The organism is Plantactinospora sp. KLBMP9567 (genome assembly GCF_033446045.1).
Lineage (GTDB): Bacteria > Actinomycetota > Actinomycetes > Mycobacteriales > Micromonosporaceae > Plantactinospora.
In genome coordinates this window covers 1-19891 of the sequence record NZ_JAWQRR010000020.1, presented here as the reverse complement: position 1 = coordinate 19891, position 19891 = coordinate 1, and the positions used below count along the sequence as shown (strand labels likewise).

The window sequence follows — 19891 nt, the reverse complement described above, 5'->3', positions numbered from 1 at the left end:
TCTCTCATCACGAAACGGTGATCCGCAGGTACGCTCTGTATCTGCCTCTTTCGCTGGTGCGGCACTCACGGGGTCAGCCGTACGTAACTCTGGTCGCCGGTCGCCTCCAGGTCCCAGCGTTTGCCGAGGGCCTGGAGCCGACCCAACCTGATCCGGCCGAAGTCCGCCGGCAGGTGCGGGTCGACCAGCAACTGGCCGTCGCGGGCCTCCAGCCCGAGCAGGGTACGGAGGAACAACAGCGGCGCCGCGCTGGCCCAGGCCTGCGGCGTGCAGGCGGTCGGGTACGGCACCGGCTTGCGCCCGTACGAGCGGTCGTAGCCGGCGAACGCCTCCGGCAAACGGTGCGCCGAGTAGTCGGCCGCCTCCAGCATCGCCACGATGACCCGGGTCGCCTCCTCGCGGAACCCGTACCGGGCCAGGCCGTGCGCGATCAGCGAGTTGTCGTGCGGCCAGACCGTACCGCTGTGGTAGCCGATCGGGTTGTAGCACCGGTTCTCGGTGGAGGTGGTCCGGATGCCCCAGCCGGAGAACATGTGCCCGGAGAGGAGCTGTCCGGCGATCACCTCGGCCCGCTCCGGCGGCACGATGCCGCTCCAGAGCAGTTGCCCCATGTTGGAGGTCATCGAGTCGATCGGACGCTTGTCGCCGTCCAGGCCGATCGCGTAGTAGCCGCCCCGCTCGTCGATCCAGAAGTCCCGGTTGAACTGCTCCCGGAGCCGGTGCGCGTCGGCGCGCAGCCGCTCGGCCAGCTCCGGATCCCCCAGCGGGCCGTCGGCGAGTTCGGCGACCCGGAGTTTCGCGTCGTAGGTGTAGCCCTGGATCTCGCAGGTCGCGATCGGCAGCACCGGGATGGTGCCGTCGGAGTAGGCGACACCGTCGGGAGAGTCCCGCCAGCAGTGGTTGCCCAGCCCCTGCGGCGAGCGGGTGGCGTACTCGACGTAGCCGTCCCGGTCGAGGTCGCCGTAGTGGTCGATCCAGCGCAGCGCGGCGTGCACGTTGCTCCGGAACCGCCGCACGAAGTCCTCGTCCAGGGTCCAGCGCCAGTACTCGGAGAGCACGATCAGCCAGAGCTGCGTCGCGTCGGAGGTGCCGTAGTACGGGTTGTGCGGCTTCTCGCCGGTACGGGTCAGCTCCCCGCTGCGTATCTCGTGCAGGATCTTGCCCGGCTCCTCGTCCCGGAAGTCGTCCAGTCTGCTGCCCTGGTAGTTGGCCAGGGACCGGATGGTGCCCCGGGCGAGCCGTGGCCCGAACGACAGTGACTGGTACGCCGTGACCAGTGAGTCACGGCCGAAGACGGTGAGGAACCAGGGCAGCCCGGCGGCCGGCAGCACGATGGTCTCGTCACCGATGTTCTGCTCGATCCGCAGCGCCACCAGGTCCAACTTGGACTTGTGCAGGACCCGGTTGAGCAGGTCGGAGTCGAGGTCCTGGGTGGGGCAGTCGTCCCGCCAGGTGTCGGTCGGGTCCTCGCCGACCAGGTCGAAGCCCTGGCCGAACCGGCGGTGCAGGGAGGGCAGCTCGGTCGGCCGGCGGGGGAGTGTCACGGAGATCTCACACTGCCACTTGAGTCCCGGGTGCAGGCGCAGGTCCCAGATCAGGTCGTTCTCCTCCACCCGGTCCGCCGGCGGCGACACCTGGATCTCGGTGACCGCGGTGAAGTCCGCGTTGCGATAGGTGAAGCAGAGCCGGGAGCCGTCGATCGAGTGCTCCCGGGTGATGCTGGCGGATCGGTCCCGGACCCGTTGCTTTATCTCGAACAGGTCGGCGAAGTCGGTGCCGACCCGCAGCCGGAGCTGCACCGACTGCACCTCGTTGGCGAAGCACTCCAACTCGATCCGCTCCTGCATCGCGTCGCTGATAAACCGCTGGCGGCGCACCCCGACACTGTTGGTCGGCACGTGCGGCAGGTCCGAGTTGGTCAGGAAGAAGGCCGCCGAGTCGTCGTCGACCAGCCCCGAGCTGAGGATCAGCAGTGGCGCCCCACCCAGGGTCAGCTCCCACTGGCTGAGCAGCCGGGTGTCGTCGTGCACCAGGCCGCCGATGGTGCCGACCGGTATGTCCCCGGCGGCGTTGCTCACCATGAACGACCGGCCTTCCACCACCGCGACCGCGTCCGGGCCCAACTCCGGCGGCTGGGTACGCACCACCGAACTCGGGGCGTTGGGGCTCGTCACCACCCCCGGTGTCGGATCGGCTGGGGTGGGACGCCGGACAACATTCGTCACGGCAGCCCCCTTCGCCCGCACGAGAAGCGTGGCCATCCTGTCGAAGCCAGCCTAGGCAGCACCGGGGCGGCACCGGTGCCGAACGCGGGAACGAGCCCGTCGGCCTGTCCGGTCCCGTACCTGACGGGGGAATTCGGCGCGGTTGCGCCGCCGGACGCGGTGATCGGGCGCCGGTCCAGCCCGACCACCGGGACGCTCGGCCAGGGCCGGGTGCGGCCGGATCCCGGGTGACCCACGGGAGCCGGCGCCGGAGACGGCAACCCCGGCCGCCGGCGCAGGCGGACAGGTCCCCCGGCGTCGGCGGACATGTCGCCCGGCGTCGGCAGGCATGTCGCCCGGTCCGGCGGGCAGGACGGGGCGGGAACGAAGACGAGGAGGCGGGAGATGCGTGACGTCGAACTGGCCACCGACGGCCGTCGGGTGGTGGTGATCGCAATGGAGCCCGGCGAGGAGGCGGTGGCAGGCGTCAACGAGGTGGCCCGGCGCCGGGGCATCCGCGCGGCCCAGGTGACCGCGGTGGGCGGGTTCGCCGGCGCCGAGGTCGGCTACTTCGACCGGGCGGCCCGGGACTACCTGCGGATACCGGTACCGGAGCAGGTCGAGGTGCTCTCCCTGGTCGGCGACATCGCCGAACTGCACGGCGAGCCGGCGTTGCACGTGCACGCCGTGCTCGGCCGCCGGGACGGCGGTACGGTCGGCGGCCACCTGCTGCGCGGCGAGGTGTGGCCCACTCTGGAGGTGATGGTCTCCGAGGTCGCGGCGGGGCTGGCCAAGCGGGTCGACCCGGAGACCGGGGTGGCGATGTTGACCGGCACGGCCTACGGCTGACCGGCGTACCGCTCCGGCCGCCGCCGCGACCGGAGTGATCGCTTGTGGACGATCAACAGCATCGGTGCCATCCGACGGTACCGGCGGCCCCCCGGGTGCGGGCCGTCTTCGCCGCCCGGCGGCTGCGGCACCCATCGGATCGTGGGGCGTGCTGGGTCGGTTCGCCGGGCAGCTCACCACCGCGCTCGGTGCCCGGGCCACCATCGACGCCGAGGCCGGGCCGCTGACCGTGGAGCCGGGCGTCCGGTAGCCGGCCTGCGCCGGCCGGTGGTGGTCGTCCTCGGGGAGCGCGGGAGCGCCGAGGGCGACCGCCGCCGGGGCGGGTCCGGGAGTTCGGCCGCCAGAGCTAGCCGCCCCGACGCGGGTGCGGCTGCTGCCTCGGGAGACGTCCTCGATCGGACTGTCGGAAACGGAGGCGGCCCCGCAGTTCGGCGGTGGCAATCCGGGTCAGGGCGCGGGGCCCGAGCAGGTTCAGCAGGTTGCGCGGGGAACGGAACCGGGACATCGGGACTGCCCCGGAGAGTACCCCGAGGAACTGCTCGACGGCGGCCGGTCTGTCCTGGAGCGCGGCGAACAACTGTCGGTCCACCGCGCTGGGCGGCCGGAAGGAGGCCAGGTCCAGGGTGAGGGCGTACATCGGGGTGGCAGCGGTGTCCCGGCACGCCCGGTACCCCGCCAGCTCGGTGCCGAGCCGGCCGCCGCTGTCCAACCCGGTGGCGATCGCGTCGACGAGCAGCTCCACGTCCCGGAACGCGTTACCGATGCCCTGGCCGGTGATCGGGTCCATGACCAGGCCCGCGTCGCCGACCGGGGCCCAGCCGGGGCCGTGCGGCACCCGGAACACGTTCGGCACGTCCGGAGTCAGCCGGAAGCGTTCGGCCCGTTCGCCGGCGCGTACCCGGGCGCCCAGGTCGCCACAGGAGTCCAGAGTGGCCAGGTAGTGGCCCTCGACGTCGGCGCGGAACGCCGGGAACCCGGCGGCAGGCCCCGCGAGATAGGCGATCGTCAGGTGGTCGTTGGTGGGGAAGACAGCCACGGTCCGACCGGGACGCTGGTAGAGCTCGCCGCCGGACATGGCGACCCCTGACCAGTACGTGTAGCAGGCGAACGTGCTGGCCGGCCGCTCCCGGTATGCGGTCGCCCGCACCGCGGCGGCGACCATGGAACGCTTGCCGTCGGCGCCGACCACCAGCGACGCCGTCTCGGTCACCGGCGCGCCGCCGCGTTGCCGTCCGCGCACCCCCACCACCCGGCCCTGGTCCCAGACGAGGTCGTCGACGTCGAACCCCTCCCGCACCTCGACACCAGCCGCACGGGCCGCGTCGACCAACAGGAGATCCAGCACGGTACGGCGCGGGCTGAAGAGAGCGTCGGCGCCGTCGTGTGCGGGATAACGGCCGGCGAGTACGACACCGCCCGGGTCGAGCCGGATCTCGCGGGTCGCCGGAGTTCCGGTCGTCACGAGCTGGTCCAGCAGGCCCCACCGGAGCAGCCGGGCGACACCCGGCACCTGGATCTGGTGCGTCGAGAGTGTGTCACTGGGAAAGCGTGCCCGGTCCACCGCCAGCACCCGCAGGCCCCGGCGGCCGAGCAGCATGGCGGTCGCCGCACCGGCCACCCGGCTGCCGACGACGATGACGTCGTATCCCCGTGCCGGCACTGAAGGCCACCTTCCGGAGGATGTGCGGCCGGTCGGGACACCGGCCGGGCGGTGCGCGGGAGAGGGTGCGGATCGCCGGTCGACGGGCCCGGGTCACCGCGAAGGGCTCTGCCCCGGCTCCAGTTCCGAGATCCGGGCGATGTTCTCCGCCTCGTCCGGATCGGGCCGGGGCGTCTCGAAGAACGCCCGGGCCACCTCGACGGCGACGTCGGGGGCCAGTCGCTTGAGGCTCAGCGCGAGCACGTTGGCGTCGTTCCAGAGCCGCGCGCCGGTCGCGATCCACGGCTCCCAGGCGAGTGCGGCGCGTACCCCCGGGACCTTGTTCGCTGCGATCGCGGTGCCGGTACCCGTCCAGCACATCACGACGCCGAAGTCCGCGCCTCCCTCGGTCACCGCCCGGCCCACCGCCGCGCCGATCCTGGGCCACGGACCGTCCCCAGCCACCCGGATCACCTCGCCGAGCCCGGACAGGTAGTCGAGCACCGCTCTGGTCGCCTCGTTCTCGTCGTCGGCGCCGAAGGCGATTCGCATCCGGTCAGCATACGGTCGCTCGCGCCCGGGCCGGGTGCCGTGCGATCACCGGTTCCACGGCGCCCCACATCGGACCGCTGGACACGTTGGGCCGCCACCCCTTTCCGTTCGCTGTCATCGGCCGACCACGGCCGGTACCCGAGGCCGGGTGTGCTGGATCAGCACGACGCAGGCCAGCACCACCAGCGCTGCCCCGATCGAGGCCGGGGTGACGGTCTCGCCGAGCAGCAGCGCCGACCAGACCAGGGTGAGCACCGGCTGCGCGAGCTGGATCTGGCCCACCTGTGCGATGCCGCCCCGGGCCAGGCCCGCGTACCAGGCGAAGAAACCCAGGAACATGGAGACCAGGGCGAGGTAGCCGAACGCGGACCAGGCCACGGTGTCGGCGTGCGGCGGATCGGCCAGGGCGGCGACGACCGTGACGGGCCCGGTGACGGGCAGCGAGAGCAGCAGGGCCCAACAGATCGTCCGGGCGCCGCCCAGTTCGCGGGCGAGCGCGCCGCCCTCGGCGTACCCGAGGCCGCAGAGCACGACCGCCGCGAGCAGGAACAGATCGGCCAGGGACAGGGCACCCTGTACGGCACCACTGGCGGCGAGGAAGCCGAGCACCGCCAGTAGTCCGGCGGCGCTGGCGACCCAGAACAGCGGTGGGGGACGCTCGCCGGCCCGCAGTACCGCGAAGACGGCGGTCATCGCGGGCAGCACCGTGATGACGACCGCGCCGTGCGCGGAGGTCTGGGTGACGAGTGCGAGCGAGGTGAACAGCGGGAAGCCGACGACGACGCCGAGGGCGACGATCGACAGCCGCCGCCACTGACCGGGGGTCGGGCGTGGCGCGCCGGTGGCCCGCAGGTACGCCCATGCCAGCAGTGCCGCGCCGACGGCCCGGCCGAAGGCGACGAACCACGGGTCGAGCTGTCGCACCGCGACCCGGGTGGCCGGCAGCGACATGCTGAAGGCGAGCACGCCCAGGGCGCCGAGGACGAGGCCGACCACCCGATCCGCCGTTACCGTGGTCTTGACAGTAGCGCTACTCTGACCCCTCATGAACCACGGTAACGCTGCTGAACGCGTTGTCCAAGATCTGCGTGACCTCGCGGCTGTCGCGCCCCCCGGCACGCGGCTTCCCTCGGTACGCGACCTGACCGCCCGGCACCATGCCTCGCCGGTCACCGTGGCCCGGGCGATCCGGCAACTGGTGGCGGAGGGGTTGGTCGAGGCGCGATCCGGCAAGGGCACCTTCGTGGCCGCCCCGCCGCAACGGCCACCCGCCCCCGACCTGTCCTGGCAGACCGTCGCGCTCGGGCACCGCCGGCCCGGCGAGGAGGAGATGCAGGCGTTACTCGCGTTACCGCCAACCGGCGCGATTCCGCTCTCCGGTGGATACCTCGACGCCGATCTCCAGCCGGCCGCCGCGCTCGGCGCCGCGCTCACCCGTGCCGCCCGGCAACCCGCGTCCTGGCAGCGTGGACCGGCCGAGGGGCGCGAGGACCTGCGCGCCTGGTTCGCCCGGGAGGCCGGGGCCGGACTGCGCGCCGACGACATGGTCGTCTGTCCCGGCGGACAGGCCGGGCTGTCGACGGCGCTGCGCGCGCTCAGCACTCCCGGCGACACCCTGCTCGTCGAGTCGCCGACCTACCTCGGCGCACTGGCCACCGCGCAGGCGGCCGGCCTGCGGGTGGTGCCGGTACCCGCCGACGCCGACGGCGTACGGCCCGACCAACTCGCCGCCGCGTTCGCCCGTACCGGCGCCCGGCTGTGCTACTGCCAGCCGCTGTACGCCAACCCGCACGGCGCGACACTGGCAGCCCACCGCCGGGCTCAGGTCGCCGAGGCGGTACGCGACGCCGGGGCGTTCCTGATCGAGGACGACTACGCCCGCGACCTCACCATCGACGGGGAGCCTCCACCGCCGCTGGCCGCCGACGACCCCGACGGGCACGTCGTCTACCTGCGCTCACTGACCAAGTCGACGGCTCCCGGGCTGCGCGTCGCCGCCATCGGCGCCCGTGGCCCGGCCGGCGCCCGACTGCGTACCGCCCGGCTGCGCGACGACCTCTTCGTCGCCGGTCCGCTGCAACAGGCCACCCTGGAGTTCGTCAGCGCACCCGCCTGGGCACGGCACCGCCGGGCCCTGCGCACCGCGCTACGGAACCGCCGGGAGGCGCTGCTGACCGCGCTCCGCCGGCACCTCCCGGAACTCGCCGGGCAGCCGGTCCCGCGCGGTGGCATGCACCTGTGGACCCGGCTGCCCGAGGGCACCGACGACGTCGCGCTGGCCACCGCCGCGGCCGCCCAGGGGGTGGTCGTCTTTCCCGGCCGCCCCTGGTACGCCGCCGAACCCCCGGCCCCACACCTGCGCCTCAGCTACGCCGCCGCCCCGCCCGAACTGATGGACGAGGCCGTCCGCCGCCTGGCCCGCGCCCTCCGTACCTGCTGAGCCGGAGACAGCGACCGGTCAGGCCGGCTGGCGGCGCGGCGCCCGGCGGTGGGCCGACCGGCGCGGCACCGTCCAGTCGAGAGTGCCAGACGACCACGCTCGAAACGCCGTCGTCGTTGCCGCCGTCGCCAGCGGCCGCGGCAGCCGACGCCGACGGCGACGGCGACGTGACCCACGGTCCGGGTGGCGCTGTTCCGCCATTGATACCGTCCGTTGGGTGTCCGCCACGCCAGCCGCCCTCGGGATCGACTTCGGCACCTCGCACACCGTGGCCGCGCTACGGATGCCGGGCGACCGGATCGAGTCGCTGCTCTTCGACGCGTCGCCGCTGCTGCCTTCGGCAGTGTTGGCGCAGCCGGACGGTCACCTGCTGGTCGGTCACGACGCGCTGCGCGGCTCGCGGCTCGATCCCGGCCGTCTGGAGCCCAATCCCAAGCGCCGCGTCGACGACGGGACACTGCTGCTGGGCGATGTCGAGACACCGGTAGGAGAGGCGGTCCGAGCGGTGCTCGCCCGGGTGGCCCAGACCGCGCGGCGCGCGCTCGGCACCGTACCCCGGCCGGTGGTGCTGACCCACCCGGCGAGCTGGGGTGTCCGGCGTCGTGCGGTACTGGCGGAGGCCGCGACCGGCGCGGGGCTGGGCACGGTCCGGCTGGTGGCCGAGCCGGTCGCCGCGGCGCTGTACTTCACCGAGGTGCTCGGCCACCGGGTGAAGCCGGGCAACACCCTCATGGTGTACGACCTCGGGGGCGGGACGTTCGACGTCAGCGCGGTGCGACGGACGGCCGACGGCGACTGGGCGGTGCTGGCCACGGCCGGGCTGGACGACGTCGGCGGGGTGGACGTCGACGCCGCGATCGTCGACTGGATGGCCGCCCACGCCGGCATCGAGACTTCCGCTCGCGGCACCGCGCTCGTCGCGCTTCGTTGGCGACAGCTCGTGCAGCAGGAGGCACGCGCCGCCAAGGAGCAGCTCAGCCGGGTCGCCACGGCGTCGATCGTGCTACCCGGGCTGGATCGCGACATCCACCTCACCCGCGACGAGTTCGAGCAGTTGGCACGGCCGCTGCTGGACCGGACGGTGGCCCTGACCACATCGACGCTCGTCGCCAGCGGCGTCGCCGCCGACCGACTGGTCGGGGTCTTCCTGGTCGGCGGGTCCAGCCGGATCCCGCTGGTCGCCACCATGCTGCACCGGGCACTCGGGGTGGCGCCGACGGTCATCGACCAGCCGGAGCTGGTTGTCGCCCACGGCAGCCTCCGGGTTCCCTCCGATGTGGACGCCGCCGCACCTCGTCCGCCGCTTCCGGTCCAGACCCAACCGGCACCGGCCAGCGCGGCGCCCGTCGTGCCGCCGACGGCACCGGTCGCGCTGCCGACGGCACCGGTCGCGCTGCCGACGGCACCGGTCGCGCCGCCGCCGGCAGCGATCGTGCCGTCCGCTGCGGGGGCCGCCCCGCCGGTGGCAGCGGCCGTGCCGGGTGCGGCAGCCGCCACACCGACCGCAGGGCGGCCGGCCACGGCCGACCCGCCCTCGTCGGCACGCCGGCCGGTGGTCGCCCTCGCCATCGTGCTGCTGCTCGGCGCCCTGGTGGGCGCCGCGATGATGGCTTACCCGCTCGTTGCCGGGTTCGACGATCCGATCCCCTACTGGACACGCCGGTACCCCTGGCAGCTCCTGCCCGTGGCGGGCCTGCTGGCCGGGCTGTTAACTCGTCGGCGTGGCACCGCCTTCGCCGCGCAGGCAGTCTCCGGTGTCGTCGCCGGGTTCGTCGGCATCGCGGTGGCGCGGTTCGACCAGAACGACGAAAACGACTTCGACCTGCCGTGGGGGACTCCGGTTGATTTCTACTACTGGGAGCACAACCCCGACATCTGGTTCGTGACGCTGGTCGGCGGCTGCCTCGCCGCCGGTCTCGCCATCGAGGCGGCGCTGGCCGCGACCAGACGGCTGGGCAGCCGGGGCACGATCGTCGCCATCGTCGTCGCCGCCGGCATGCTGCCGAGCCCGCTACTGCACTGGATCTTCGACTGGTACGCCCATCCACCGCTGAGCCGGGCGGTGGTCGACACGCTGTTCGCGTACCCCTTCGTCCTGTTGCTGGCCTGGCCCGCGGCGTGGCTCGCCGGGCGGCCGTCGCGGTGAGGCGTCAGTAGCGTTCGGACGACGGCGGGCGGCCGGTCAGGGTACGGCGATGTCGCGGACGAAGCGGCGCCAGGCGTCCGGCGCGAACGCCAGCAGCGGTCCCGGGCGGTCCTTGCTGTCCCGGACCAGTACCCGGCCCGGCAGGTTGTCGGCGACCTCGACGCAGTTGCCGCCGGACTGGTTGCTCCGCCGCGAGGTGCGCCACCGAGGACTGTCGGTCGTCACAGGTCTCTCACCATCCTCAGAATCAGGTCTTGTGACTGGTCGCACGGCAACGCTACCGCGCTGACGGCCTGCCACGTCCGGTCCAGCGCGGTCACCCGCCCCGGTTCGGCGAGCACCCGCCCCTCGAAGAAGTCTTCCAGATAGCCGACCATGCCACCGGTGTCGAGGGTGCCGAGCGCGAACCCGCCCGAGCGGCCTGGATACATTCCCACCGTCTCCGGGACGACCCGGACGAAGATCCCGGGCCGGGCGCCGGTGTCCGCCAGGTGCAGCAACTGCGCCTTGGCCAGTTGCGGGTCGCCGCAGCGCAGCGCGGCGACGTCCAGCACGAAGGCGCAGACCGGCGGATCCTCGCGGTCGAGCACGGCGACCTGCCGCTCCATCCGAGCCGCCAACTGTTCCTCGACCTCCCGGGCACTGCGTAAACCGCTGTCGAGGACCGATCGGGCGTACGCCTCGGTTTGCAGCAGGCCGGGAATCAGACTGAAATCGAAATAGCGAAGGGTGCTGGCGGTGTCCTCCACCTGCCGCCACGGGCGGAACCACAACGGTGCCGGGCGGCCCTGTTTCCGGGCCTCGGCCGACGACTTCCGGATCTCGTCTCCGGTGCCGAAGTAGGCGTCCAACCGTTCCGCCGTATCCGCCTGCGGCAGGAGTCGACTCGTCTCGAAGGCGGCGATCAACGAGCCGCTGACCTGGGTCGCCTCGCCGACCTGTTCCTGGGTCACGGCACGCTCGGCGCGGAGTCGCTTGAGGATTACCGGAAGGGTACTCACCTTTATCGTCTCCTTATCCACGGCGTTATCCGCACTATCGGGCCGCTGTGCGTCCCGCACATCTTCCGCCACCTGTGCGGAACCGTCCAGGGTGGAAGCCAAGCGGTTTCGCTCGGGTCCACGGCGGTAACACGTCGAAAAGGACGGGCGGGGGCGCGCGGGGATGAGACCACGGTGCGGAGCCGGGCGTCACATCCCCGCTCCAATTCCTGCACGAAAGGGAGATCATCATGAATTGGCGGCGCGGAAAGAAGCCATTACATCGGCGGGACTGGCGGCGACTGTGGTTGCGTTGTCGGTGCGGCCTGCGCTGGCGTTGCCCGTACTCGATACTGCCGCCGCCCGGTGCCGGGCGCCCCGGGACGGTCGTACCCGAGCCGCCGCCTCCGGCGCCCCGGTCCCGCAGCGCGAACCAGCGGCCGGTCCGGACCGGGCCGGACCAACGAGCACGCAACGTTCGGGTCCAGCCGGTCGGCGGTCGCGCCGCGATTCCGGTCGGTGGCAAGGCCGGGCGCGACGGCCGGCGTACCGAGCGGATGTGAAGCGCCGGCTCCGGCGTGGCTCGGCGCTGCCGCTGCCCGCACCGGTGTGGCTGAGTGGTCCAGCGTCGAGATGGGAGACGGCGCCGTGCCGTTGAGTGTCTTCCCACTGCCGCACGCCCGGTTCCGTCCGCACACCCCGATGCGACCGCTGTTCCGCTGTCGCGGCTGCGGCGCGTTGTGGCCCTGCTCGGCGGCGCGACTGGCGCTGCTCTTCCGCTACCGGGCCGATCCGGCGGGGCTCCGCCGGCACCTCGGGGAAAAGCTCGTGACCGCGCTCACCGACCAGCCGAAAGCCGCGCCGCTCGCCCTGGCCACCCGGTTCCTGGGGTGGCTACCCGCCGCCCGCGAGCCCTGACGCCTCGGCCGACGATCGGCCTGCCCGTGATCGGCCTGCCCGTGATCGGCCTGCCCGTGATCGGCCTGCCCGTGATCGGCCTGCCTGGCCCGGTTCAGCCCTGCTCCGGTCTGGCTTCCCGGTCCCGGGTGTGCGCTGCAGCGCTGCAGCGGCCGGGGCGGGTCAGCGCGCGGGGGACCGTGGCCGGGTCTCGCGGAGGAAGTCGACGAGCAGGGCGGTGACCTCGGCGGGTCGTTCCAGGCTGGGCAGGTGACCGGCCCAGGGGAGTTCGAGGTGCCGGGCCTGCGGCAGCAACTCGGGCAGCTGGGCGGCGATCTGCCGGAAATCCAGCAGGTCGTGGCGGCCGGAGACGGCGAGGCAGGGCGCTGTGATCTTCCCGAGGTCGGGCTCGCCGAGATCGAGGCGCGGGACCTCCTCGGTGGCGGCGAGTTGCACCTCGAAGGCGTGCCGCTGCATCTCGCGTACCCGATCCCGGGTCGCCTCGTCCGCCTCCGGCCCCAGGAAGGTCGCGATGTTCAGCTCGACGGCGCCCGCGACGTCGCCGGCCTCGAGCAGCTCATCCTCGCGTCGGCCGAAGGCCCGCAGCTCCGGGCCGGGAACGTGGCCCGGCATGCCGGTGCAGAGCAGCGCCAGCGTCTCCACCCGGTCCGGCCACCGGGCGGCCACCTCCAGCCCCACCAGACCGCCGAACGAGGCGGCGACCAGTGCCACCCGGTCGATCCGGAGCGCATCCAGCAGGTCGCGCACGTCCTGGGGCTCGGAGTAGGGGCGGTCCGGCACCGGGGTCTCGCCGAAGCCCCGGAAATCACAGCGGATCACCTGGTAGCCGGCGTCGCGCAGGGCGGGCCACTGGGGGTCCCACATCCGGCGGTCGCAGACGGAGGAGTGCAGCAGCAGGACGGCGGGGCCGTCTCCGGCAACATCGTGTGCAAGCGTCATTGCGGGCACCCTAGGCCGGGCCCGCGGGGTCCACCATCGAATATCGCCGCCCGGCGGCGTACGGCGCAGGGACGAATATCGCCATCCCGCCGGTGTGGCGAGGGTGGACTCGATAGGCTGGCCGAGGCCGGCAAATTCGACAATTAGTGCAATTGTCGCCGGGGTGCGGCGTTTCACCGAGACATGGCGGCTCGCCGCATCGCGGCGCCGGCTCGCCGCGGTCGTGCTGCCGGCCGATGCGACCGCCGCGCCCGGCGGGCGAACACGGGGGAAGGGAAGAGTCGGGTGCCCTATCTGACTGTCGGCGTGGAGAACTCCGCGCCCATCGATCTGCACTACGAGGATCATGGCGCCGGGCAGCCGGTGGTGCTCATCCACGGCTTTCCGTTCAGCGGGGCGGCCTGGGAGAAACAGATCAACCCGCTGCTCAACGCCGGCTATCGGACGATCACCTACGACCGTCGGGGATTCGGCACGTCGAGCCAGCCGGCGGTGGGATACGACTACGACACCTTCGCCGCCGACCTCAGCATCCTGATGAACGAGCTGGACCTCACCGACGCGATACTGGTCGGCCACTCGATGGGCACCGGCGAGGTGGCGCGCTACATCTCCAACTACGGCTCAGCCCGGGTGAACCGGGCCGTCTTCGTCTCGCCGATCCCGCCATTCCTGCTCAAGACGGAGGACAACCCGGAAGGTGTCGACCAGAGCCTCTTCGACGGCTTCATGCAGAGTGTGATCACCGACCGGGCCAAGTACCACACGTCGTTCCTGCACGACTTCTACAACCTCGACGAGAACCTCGGCAAACGGGTCAGCGAGGATGTGGTCCGGATGAACTGGAACGTGGCGGTGAGCGCCTCGCCGATCGGCACGCTGGCCTGCATTCCCGCCTGGCTCACCGACTTCCGCCAGGACCTGCCCCGGATCGACGTACCGGCGTTGATCATCCAGGGCGACGCGGACCGGGTACTGCCCTATCCGGTGACCGGGCAGCGGATGCACGCGGCGATGCCGAACAGCCAGCTTGTCACCCTGAAGGGTGCACCGCACGGCATCCCGTGGACCCATGCCGACGAGATCAACCAGGCGTTGCTCGACTTCATCAGGACCCCCGTCGACGCGCTCCTCTGAGCAGGTCCGTCCCGGGGCGGGCTGTCGTCCGGGCCGACCCCACCGTCCGGCGCCGCGCGGCGCCGGACGGTGCATGCCACGACCTGGGCGCGACGAGCGTCGAGGGTCGGGGGCGGTCGGCCGTCCGGACTCGCCGCGGTCGGCCGTCACGGCTCGGGGGCGATGAGCCGCTGGTCGCTCGCGTCCCGTACCAGGATCGCCTCGACCGGGCAGGACTCGGCCGCGTCGACCACCGGGTCGGCCGGGTCGACGGTCTCGGCCAGCGGGGTCGACAAGCCGTCGACGAGCCGGAAGTGCCCGGGCGCCATGCCGGCACAGATCCCCGAGCCAATGCAGCGGTCCAGGTCGACGCTGACCCGCCAGGCGGTGCTCACCAGGTCACCGGCAACGCGAGCGGTCCGCGTACCAGCAGGCCGCTCTTCCACGGCACCTCCGACTGCGGCACCGCCAGCCGCAGGCCGGGCAGGCGGCCGATCAGGGTGCCGATCGCCACTTGCAACTCCATCCGGGCGAGCTGCGCGCCGACGCAGTGGTGCACGCCGTGGCCGAAGCCGACGTGCGGATTCACCTCCCGGCCCAGGTCGAGCCGGTCCGGGTCGGCGAAGACGGTGGCGTCCCGGTTGGCCGAGCCGACCGCCGGGAGCACCGGCTCACCGGCCCGGACGAGTACGCCGCCGAGCTCGATGTCCTCGGTCGCGTACCGGGGGAAGGCGGCCGCCGCGCCGAGGGGCACGTAGCGCATCAGCTCCTCGACGGCGCTCGGGATCAGCGCGGGATCCGAGCGCAGCCGGGCCAGCTCCGACGGGTTCTCCAACAGTACGTAGACGAAGTTCGGGATCTGGGTCACGGTCGTCTCGTGCCCGGCCGCGAGCAGGCCGGCGGCGAGCTGCACCAGCTCCTGTTCGGTGAGCCGGTCCTCGTTCTCGTCCCGGGCCCGGACCATCGCGCCGAGCAGGTCGTCGATCGGCTCCCGGCGGCGGACCGCGACCAGCTCCCCGATGTAGCCCCAGAGGCTGTCCAGATATTCCTGGATCTGCTCCGGGCCCAGCGAGGTGGTCGAGACGATCGCCTCCGACCAGGTGTGAAACCTGTCCCGGTCGGCGAACGGGACGCCGAGCAGCTCGCAGATGACCTGGATCGGCAGCGGGGTGGCGAAGTGCTCGACCAGGTCGACCGGGGGACCGGCCTTGACCATCTCGTCGACCAGGCCGTCGGCGATCTCCTCGGCACGGGTCCGGAGCAGTTCCACCCGGCGCGCGGTGAACGCCTTCGCCACCAGCCGGCGCAGCCGGGTGTGGTCGGGCGGGTCCATCCCGAGCATGCCCAGCTCCGGTTGCCGGGGCATGGTCCGGGGCTGGTCGCGCCCGACCCCCGCAGCGCGGCTGAACCGGGCGTCGCCGAGCACGGTCCGGACGTCGGAGTAGCGGGTGGCGAGCCAGGCCTCCTCGCCGAACGGCAGCCGCACCCGGATCAGCGGCTCGTCGCGGCGCAGTCGGGCGTAGAGCGGGTCGAGGTTGAGCCGGTCGGGGGCGGCGAACGGGTACGGGCGGGCGGTCGCCTGCCGGCTGTCCGTCATCTCGGATCCCTCCGTCGAGCGGGCGCGGTCGGCGCGACGGTTGGTGACGATCGGCTTGACCCGCGGTGATCAGTACGATCGGACCATTGGCGCCGGGTAAGGCACTGATGGCGGATAGTAGCGAATTACGCTGATCAATTCCATTGGTCACATTGGACGATCGTGCACCCGGTTCCGTCCGCCGGCCCGTGCCGGCCCGCCGCTGACCCGTCAGCCGTTCAGGTACGCCAACACGGCCAGCACCCGCCGGTTGTCGTCCTCCGACGGCGGCATGCCCAGCTTGCTGAAGATGCTGTTGATGTGCTTGCTGACCGCCTTCTCGGTGACGAAGAGCCGGCCCGCGATCGCCGCGTTGGAGCGCCCCTCCGCCATCAGGCCGAGCACCTCCCGCTCCCGGGCGGTGAGAACGTGCAGCGGCTCGGCGCCGGAGCGGTTGGCCAGCAGCTCGGCGATCACCTCCGGGTCCATCACCGTGCCGCCGGTGGCCACCCGCCGCACCGCGTCGACGAACTGGCCCACGTTGGAGACCCGGTCCTTGAGCAGGTAGCCGATCGCACCGGTCCGGTCGGCCAGGAGCTCCCGGGCGTAGAGCTGCTCGACGTGCTGGGAGAGCACCAGAACCGGCAGCCCCCGGATCCGGGTACGCGCCTCGATCGCCGCCTGGAGCCCCTCGTCGGTGAAGGTCGGCGGCAGCCGTACGTCGACCACCGCCACGTCGGGGCGGTGGTCGAGCAGCGCCGGCAGCAGCGCCGGTCCGTTGTCGACCGCAGCGACGACCTCGAAGTCGAACGCCTGGAGCAGCCGGGTCAAGCCGTCTCTGAGCAGGGCGAGGTCTTCGGCGATGACAACTCGCACGGCAGCTCCATGGTCACGGTCGTGGGCCCGCCGGGCGGGCTGGCCACGAACATCGTGCCATCAAAGGCGGCGAGGCGTCGTTCGATCCCCCGCAGGCCCGTGCCCCCGACCGGGTCGGCCCCGCCGACGCCGTCGTCGCCGACCGCCATGACCAGCCGGCCGTCCCCGTGCCGCAGCCGGAGCCAGGCGCTGCGCGCGGCGCTGTGCTTGGCGACGTTGGCCAGCAGTTCGGCCGCGGTGAAGTAGACCGCCGACTCGACCGGGGCGAGCGGCCGGCCCGGCAGTTCGACATCGACCTCGACCGGCAGCGGCAGCTTCAGCGCGAGCGCCCGGAGCGCACCGGCCAGCCCGCGTTCGGCGAGTACCGGCGGATGGATGCCCCGGACCAGGTCCCGCAGCTCGCCCAGGGCCTGCCCGCTGGCCTCCCGGGCCTCGGCCATCAGCCGCTGGGCCGCCTCGGGATCCCGGCGCATCAGTTCCTCGGCGAGCCCGATGCTCATGCTCAGCGCCACCAGCCGGGCCTGGGCCCCGTCGTGCAGGTCCCGCTCGATCCGGCGCAGCTCGGCGGCCTGCGCGTCGACGGTCTGCGACCGGGTCTCGGTGAGCTGCCGGACCCGCCGGTGCAGCGCTGCCGTCGGGGTCGGTGCCAGCAGCGCCCGGGTGAAGCCGGCATGCAACCGGTGGATCAGGTCGCCGGCGTAGACGCCGAGGAGCAGGATCAGGGCACCCTGCGGCGCCCCCAGCAGCGCCTTGCCGAGGGTGTCGGCCGGCCAGACCGCGCCGTAGCCGTACCAGACGTCGAGGGCCCAGAGCAGCACCGGCACCCCGAGCAGCCCCTCCAGGCCGTAGACCACCAGGCAGACCGGCAGCAGCCCGAGCACCAGCCCGACGGGTATCGACGCCAGCAGCCAGAGCAGGTCCCGCCAGGTGGCCGGATCGGTCACCACCCACCGGTACCGGGCCCAGACGGTCATCCGCTCCGGCGGCGGTCGGTACGGGCTCGGCACCTCCCGGCCGGTCCATCGCCCCGCGATCCGGCGGTTGAGGTCGGCGAGATCGCGTACCGCGGCGGTCACCGCCGGAAAGGCGAGGAAGCCCGCACCGAGCACGGTGAAGACGAGGGAGAGCACCGAGAGCACCAGCAGAGCGATGTTGGCGCCCACCGAGAGCACGGCCAGCAGCAGCGCCTGGCCGGCCTGGATGAGCCGGCGCCGGAGCCCCGGTGGTAGCCGGGTGGTGGTCGCGGGGTCCATGGGCCCCATTCTGGTCGACCCGCCCGACTCCGATCTGTGGTGCTACGACCACCGTCGTTCGGGACGTGCCACCCCTGCCGCCCGCCCCGCCAGCCCGTTGGATCGATGGCATGACCGGTCCGGCCCGGATGCCCGCCGCGACTCCCGCCGGTCGAACCAGCAGTCCTACCAGGTTCCGGGAGGAACATGCCATGTCCAGGCACCGATTGAACCCTTTTCAACCTGAACCGCGCGACGTTCGCGCCCCGCGTTCGACCTCACGGTCCACCGGAGCGCAAGGGGAGGTTGGAAGAGGTTCGTTGGCCGGCGTCGTCGCCGGTCGGCGCGCCAAGTTCGCGATGCTGGCCCTCTGGGTGGTCGTCGCCGCGATCGTCGGCCCGCTCGCGCTGAAGCTCACCGAGGTACAGCAGAACGACAATCTCGGCGCGCTGCCCGGCGGCGCCGAGGCGAGCCGGGCGGCCGCGCGGGCCGAGGCCGCGTTCCCCGGACCGGACGCGCTGGTCGCGGTCGCCGTGTACGCCCGGGACACCGGCCTCACCGAGGCCGACCGGGCCAGGGTCGCGGCCGACCGGGCGGCCTTCGCCCGGTACGCGGTCGACGGGATCGTCCCGCCCGAACTGCCCAGCGACGACGGCCGGGCGCTGCTGCTCTCCTTTCCGCTCGCCGGCACCGACGAGGCGCAGTCGGCGGCGGTCGGTGAGATCCGGCAGCGGCTGGGCGACGGCGGGCCGGACGGCCCGCGTACCGCACTGACCGGGTCGGCCGGGGCCGAGGAGGACCTCTTCGACGCGTTCGGCGGGATGGACCACACGCTGCTGTTCGCCACGATCGGCGCGGTGGCGCTGCTGCTGCTGGTCACCTACCGCAGCCCGGTGCTCTGGTTGATCCCGCTGCTCACCGCCGGGATAGCCAGTCAGGTGGCCAGCGCGGTGGTCTACCTCCTCGCCGAGTACGCCGGGCTCACCGTCGACTTCCAGAGCCAGAACATCCTGACCGTGCTGGTCCTCGGCGTCGGGGTGGACTACGCGCTGCTGATCGTCGCCCGCTACCGGGAGGAGTTGCGGCGGCACGAGGACCGGCACGAGGCGATGGCGCTGGCGCTGCGCCGCTCCTTCCCGGCGATGTGCGCCTCGGCCGCCACGGTCGGTGCCGGGCTGCTCTGCCTGCTCGCCGCCGACCTGCCGTCGACCCGGGGACTCGGCCCGGTCGGCGCGGTCGGCATCGCCGCCACCCTGGTCGCGATGGCCACCCTGCTGCCGGCGGTACTGGTGCTCTTCGGCCGCTGGGTGTTCTGGCCGTTCGTGCCGCGCTACACCGTCGGCCTGGCCGGGCACGACGTCGCCGAGGACCACCGTGGCTGGGCCCGGGTGGCCCGGTTCGTCGGCCGCCGGCCCAGGACCACCTGGATCGGCAGCACGCTCGCGCTCGGGGTACTCGTGCTCGGGATCGGCAACCTCAGCATCGGCCTGCCCGGTGACGAGTTCTTCACCCGGGAGGTCGGTTCGGTCACCGGTCAACGGATGGTCGAGGCGCACTGGCCGGCCGGCCAGCTCGCGCCGGCGGAGATCGTGGCCGGTGCGGGCAGCGCCGACCAGGTGGCCCAGGTGGCCCGGGGCGTCGACGGCATCGCCGAGGTCGGCCCGGCGGAGCGCTCCGCCGACGGCCGGTGGGTACGGATTCCGGCGGTACTGGCCGACGACCCGGGCACCGAGGCGGCGAAGGAGAGCGTCGACCGGCTGCGTACCGCGCTGCGGGCGGTGCCCGGCGCCGACGCGCTGGTCGGCGGCGAGACCGCGTACCAGTTGGACACCGACCGGGTCACCGCCCGGGACGACCGGGTGGTGATGCCACTGATCCTGCTCGTGGTCTTCCTCGTGCTGGTGGTGCTGCTCCGGGCTCTGGTCGCGCCCCTGCTGCTGATGGCCAGCGTGGTGCTGTCGTACGTCGCCGCGCTGGGTGCGGCCGGGCTGATCCTCGACGCGCTGGGCCACCCGAGGCTCTGGGTGGCGCTGCCGTTGCAGACGTTCCTGTTCCTGGTCGCGCTCGGCGTCGATTACACCATCTTCCTGATGACCCGGGCCCGGGAGGAGGTCGCCGTGCTGGGGCACCGGCGGGGCGTACTGCACGCGCTGACGGTCACCGGCGGTGTGATCACCAGCGCCGGGGTGGTGCTGGCGACCACCTTCGCCGCGTTGAGTGTGATGCCGCTGGTGCCGTCGGTGCAGACCGGGGTGATCGTCGCGGTGGGCGTACTCATCGACACGTTCCTGGTGCGCAGCCTGCTGGTTCCGGCACTGGCGCTCTCGGTCGGACCCGCCACCTGGTGGCCGGGCCGGCTGTCCCGGCGTGCGGCGCCGCCGGCCGCGCCGAGACCGGTCGATCCGGTCCCGGCGGCCGTGGTGT

Annotated in this window: 17 protein-coding genes; 6 read left to right on the top strand and 11 right to left on the bottom strand. The window is 72.7% G+C overall.

The annotated features are described in order from the left end of the window. Positions 1 to 65: 65 nt before the first annotated feature. On the bottom strand, positions 66 to 2225 hold the full coding sequence (locus R6Y94_RS15080; protein WP_318396472.1) for a glycogen debranching N-terminal domain-containing protein: 2160 nt from the start codon (positions 2223 to 2225) through the stop codon (positions 66 to 68). Positions 2226 to 2609: 384 nt separating this feature from the next. Between R6Y94_RS15080 and R6Y94_RS15075 the strand changes: the two genes are divergently transcribed. Then, positions 2610 to 3053 (top strand): PPC domain-containing DNA-binding protein, encoded by a 444-nt coding sequence (locus tag R6Y94_RS15075; protein ID WP_318396471.1) that lies wholly within the window; start codon positions 2610 to 2612, stop codon positions 3051 to 3053. Between the two features lie 346 nt (positions 3054 to 3399). On the opposite strand, the gene R6Y94_RS15070 is transcribed toward R6Y94_RS15075, so the two are convergent. The 3 genes from R6Y94_RS15070 to R6Y94_RS15060 all read right to left on the bottom strand — a co-directional run bounded on the left by R6Y94_RS15070 (position 3400) and on the right by R6Y94_RS15060 (position 6291). Beyond that, a complete protein-coding gene (locus tag R6Y94_RS15070) occupies positions 3400 to 4713 on the bottom strand; it encodes an NAD(P)/FAD-dependent oxidoreductase (RefSeq protein ID WP_318396470.1) in 1314 nt (437 codons plus the stop codon). A gap of 93 nt (positions 4714 to 4806) precedes the next feature. Beyond that, a complete protein-coding gene (locus R6Y94_RS15065; RefSeq protein WP_318396469.1) occupies positions 4807 to 5244 on the bottom strand; it encodes an RpiB/LacA/LacB family sugar-phosphate isomerase in 438 nt (145 codons plus the stop codon). A 114-nt stretch (positions 5245 to 5358) separates the two neighbouring features. Then, the gene (locus R6Y94_RS15060) at positions 5359 to 6291 is read right to left on the bottom strand and encodes a DMT family transporter (RefSeq protein WP_318396468.1); all 933 of its coding nucleotides are present in this window, start codon (positions 6289 to 6291) and stop codon (positions 5359 to 5361) included. On the opposite strand from R6Y94_RS15060, the gene R6Y94_RS15055 reads away from it, so the two are divergent. Together R6Y94_RS15055 and R6Y94_RS15050 are read left to right on the top strand one after the other, a co-directional pair. Next, the gene (locus tag R6Y94_RS15055) at positions 6290 to 7684 is read left to right on the top strand and encodes a PLP-dependent aminotransferase family protein (protein ID WP_318396467.1); all 1395 of its coding nucleotides are present in this window, start codon (positions 6290 to 6292) and stop codon (positions 7682 to 7684) included. The genes R6Y94_RS15060 and R6Y94_RS15055 overlap by 2 nt on opposite strands. Before the next feature lie 217 nt (positions 7685 to 7901). Further along, positions 7902 to 9830, top strand: coding sequence for an Hsp70 family protein (locus R6Y94_RS15050; RefSeq protein WP_318396466.1), 1929 nt, complete (start codon positions 7902 to 7904; stop codon positions 9828 to 9830). A gap of 36 nt (positions 9831 to 9866) precedes the next feature. Here R6Y94_RS15050 and R6Y94_RS15045 read toward each other — a convergent pair whose 3' ends face one another. Further along, entirely contained in the window at positions 9867 to 10055 is a 189-nt protein-coding gene (locus R6Y94_RS15045) for a DUF397 domain-containing protein (protein WP_318396465.1), read from the bottom strand. Then, the gene (locus R6Y94_RS15040) at positions 10052 to 10831 is read right to left on the bottom strand and encodes a helix-turn-helix transcriptional regulator (protein ID WP_318396464.1); all 780 of its coding nucleotides are present in this window, start codon (positions 10829 to 10831) and stop codon (positions 10052 to 10054) included. The genes R6Y94_RS15045 and R6Y94_RS15040 overlap by 4 nt, the downstream gene beginning before the upstream one ends. 588 nt (positions 10832 to 11419) lie before the next feature. On the opposite strand from R6Y94_RS15040, the gene R6Y94_RS15035 reads away from it, so the two are divergent. Next, positions 11420 to 11728, top strand: a complete 309-nt coding sequence (locus R6Y94_RS15035; RefSeq protein WP_318396463.1) for a hypothetical protein — start codon at positions 11420 to 11422, stop codon at positions 11726 to 11728. Positions 11729 to 11890: 162 nt separating this feature from the next. Here R6Y94_RS15035 and R6Y94_RS15030 read toward each other — a convergent pair whose 3' ends face one another. Beyond that, a complete protein-coding gene (locus R6Y94_RS15030) occupies positions 11891 to 12667 on the bottom strand; it encodes an alpha/beta hydrolase (RefSeq protein ID WP_318396462.1) in 777 nt (258 codons plus the stop codon). 285 nt (positions 12668 to 12952) lie between these two features. Between R6Y94_RS15030 and R6Y94_RS15025 the strand changes: the two genes are divergently transcribed. Then, entirely contained in the window at positions 12953 to 13804 is an 852-nt protein-coding gene (locus R6Y94_RS15025) for an alpha/beta hydrolase (protein ID WP_318396461.1), read from the top strand. Positions 13805 to 13950: 146 nt separating this feature from the next. Here R6Y94_RS15025 and R6Y94_RS15020 read toward each other — a convergent pair whose 3' ends face one another. The 4 genes from R6Y94_RS15020 to R6Y94_RS15005 all read right to left on the bottom strand — a co-directional run bounded on the left by R6Y94_RS15020 (position 13951) and on the right by R6Y94_RS15005 (position 17488). Beyond that, positions 13951 to 14178: a ferredoxin gene (locus tag R6Y94_RS15020; RefSeq protein ID WP_318396460.1), complete on the bottom strand. Its 228-nt coding sequence runs from the start codon at positions 14176 to 14178 to the stop codon at positions 13951 to 13953. Next, complete coding sequence (locus R6Y94_RS15015; RefSeq protein ID WP_318396459.1) at positions 14175 to 15380, bottom strand: cytochrome P450; 1206 nt, start codon at positions 15378 to 15380, stop codon at positions 14175 to 14177. Before R6Y94_RS15015 ends, R6Y94_RS15020 begins: the two co-directional genes overlap by 4 nt. Positions 15381 to 15590: 210 nt before the next feature. After that, a complete protein-coding gene (locus R6Y94_RS15010; protein ID WP_318396458.1) occupies positions 15591 to 16235 on the bottom strand; it encodes a response regulator transcription factor in 645 nt (214 codons plus the stop codon). Next, the gene (locus tag R6Y94_RS15005) at positions 16187 to 17488 is read right to left on the bottom strand and encodes a sensor histidine kinase (RefSeq protein ID WP_318396457.1); all 1302 of its coding nucleotides are present in this window, start codon (positions 17486 to 17488) and stop codon (positions 16187 to 16189) included. Before R6Y94_RS15005 ends, R6Y94_RS15010 begins: the two co-directional genes overlap by 49 nt. A gap of 299 nt (positions 17489 to 17787) precedes the next feature. Here R6Y94_RS15005 and R6Y94_RS15000 point away from each other — a divergent pair. Next, positions 17788 to 19891, top strand: a 2104-nt coding sequence (locus R6Y94_RS15000) for an MMPL family transporter (RefSeq protein WP_318396456.1), incomplete at its 3' end; no start/stop codon positions are given.

What these genes read in the sequence shown, in the direction of transcription:
- R6Y94_RS15075 (WP_318396471.1), top strand. Translation starts at nt 2,610, where the DNA reads ATGCGTGACGTCGAACTGGCCACCGACGGCCGTCGGGTGGTGGTGATC.
- R6Y94_RS15065 (WP_318396469.1), bottom strand. Translation starts at nt 5,244, where the DNA reads ATGCGAATCGCCTTCGGCGCCGACGACGAGAACGAGGCGACCAGAGCG.
- R6Y94_RS15055 (WP_318396467.1), top strand. Translation starts at nt 6,290, where the DNA reads ATGAACCACGGTAACGCTGCTGAACGCGTTGTCCAAGATCTGCGTGAC.
- R6Y94_RS15060 (WP_318396468.1), bottom strand. Translation starts at nt 6,291, where the DNA reads ATGAGGGGTCAGAGTAGCGCTACTGTCAAGACCACGGTAACGGCGGAT.
- R6Y94_RS15030 (WP_318396462.1), bottom strand. Translation starts at nt 12,667, where the DNA reads ATGACGCTTGCACACGATGTTGCCGGAGACGGCCCCGCCGTCCTGCTG.
- R6Y94_RS15015 (WP_318396459.1), bottom strand. Translation starts at nt 15,380, where the DNA reads ATGACGGACAGCCGGCAGGCGACCGCCCGCCCGTACCCGTTCGCCGCC.
- R6Y94_RS15005 (WP_318396457.1), bottom strand. Translation starts at nt 17,488, where the DNA reads ATGGACCCCGCGACCACCACCCGGCTACCACCGGGGCTCCGGCGCCGG.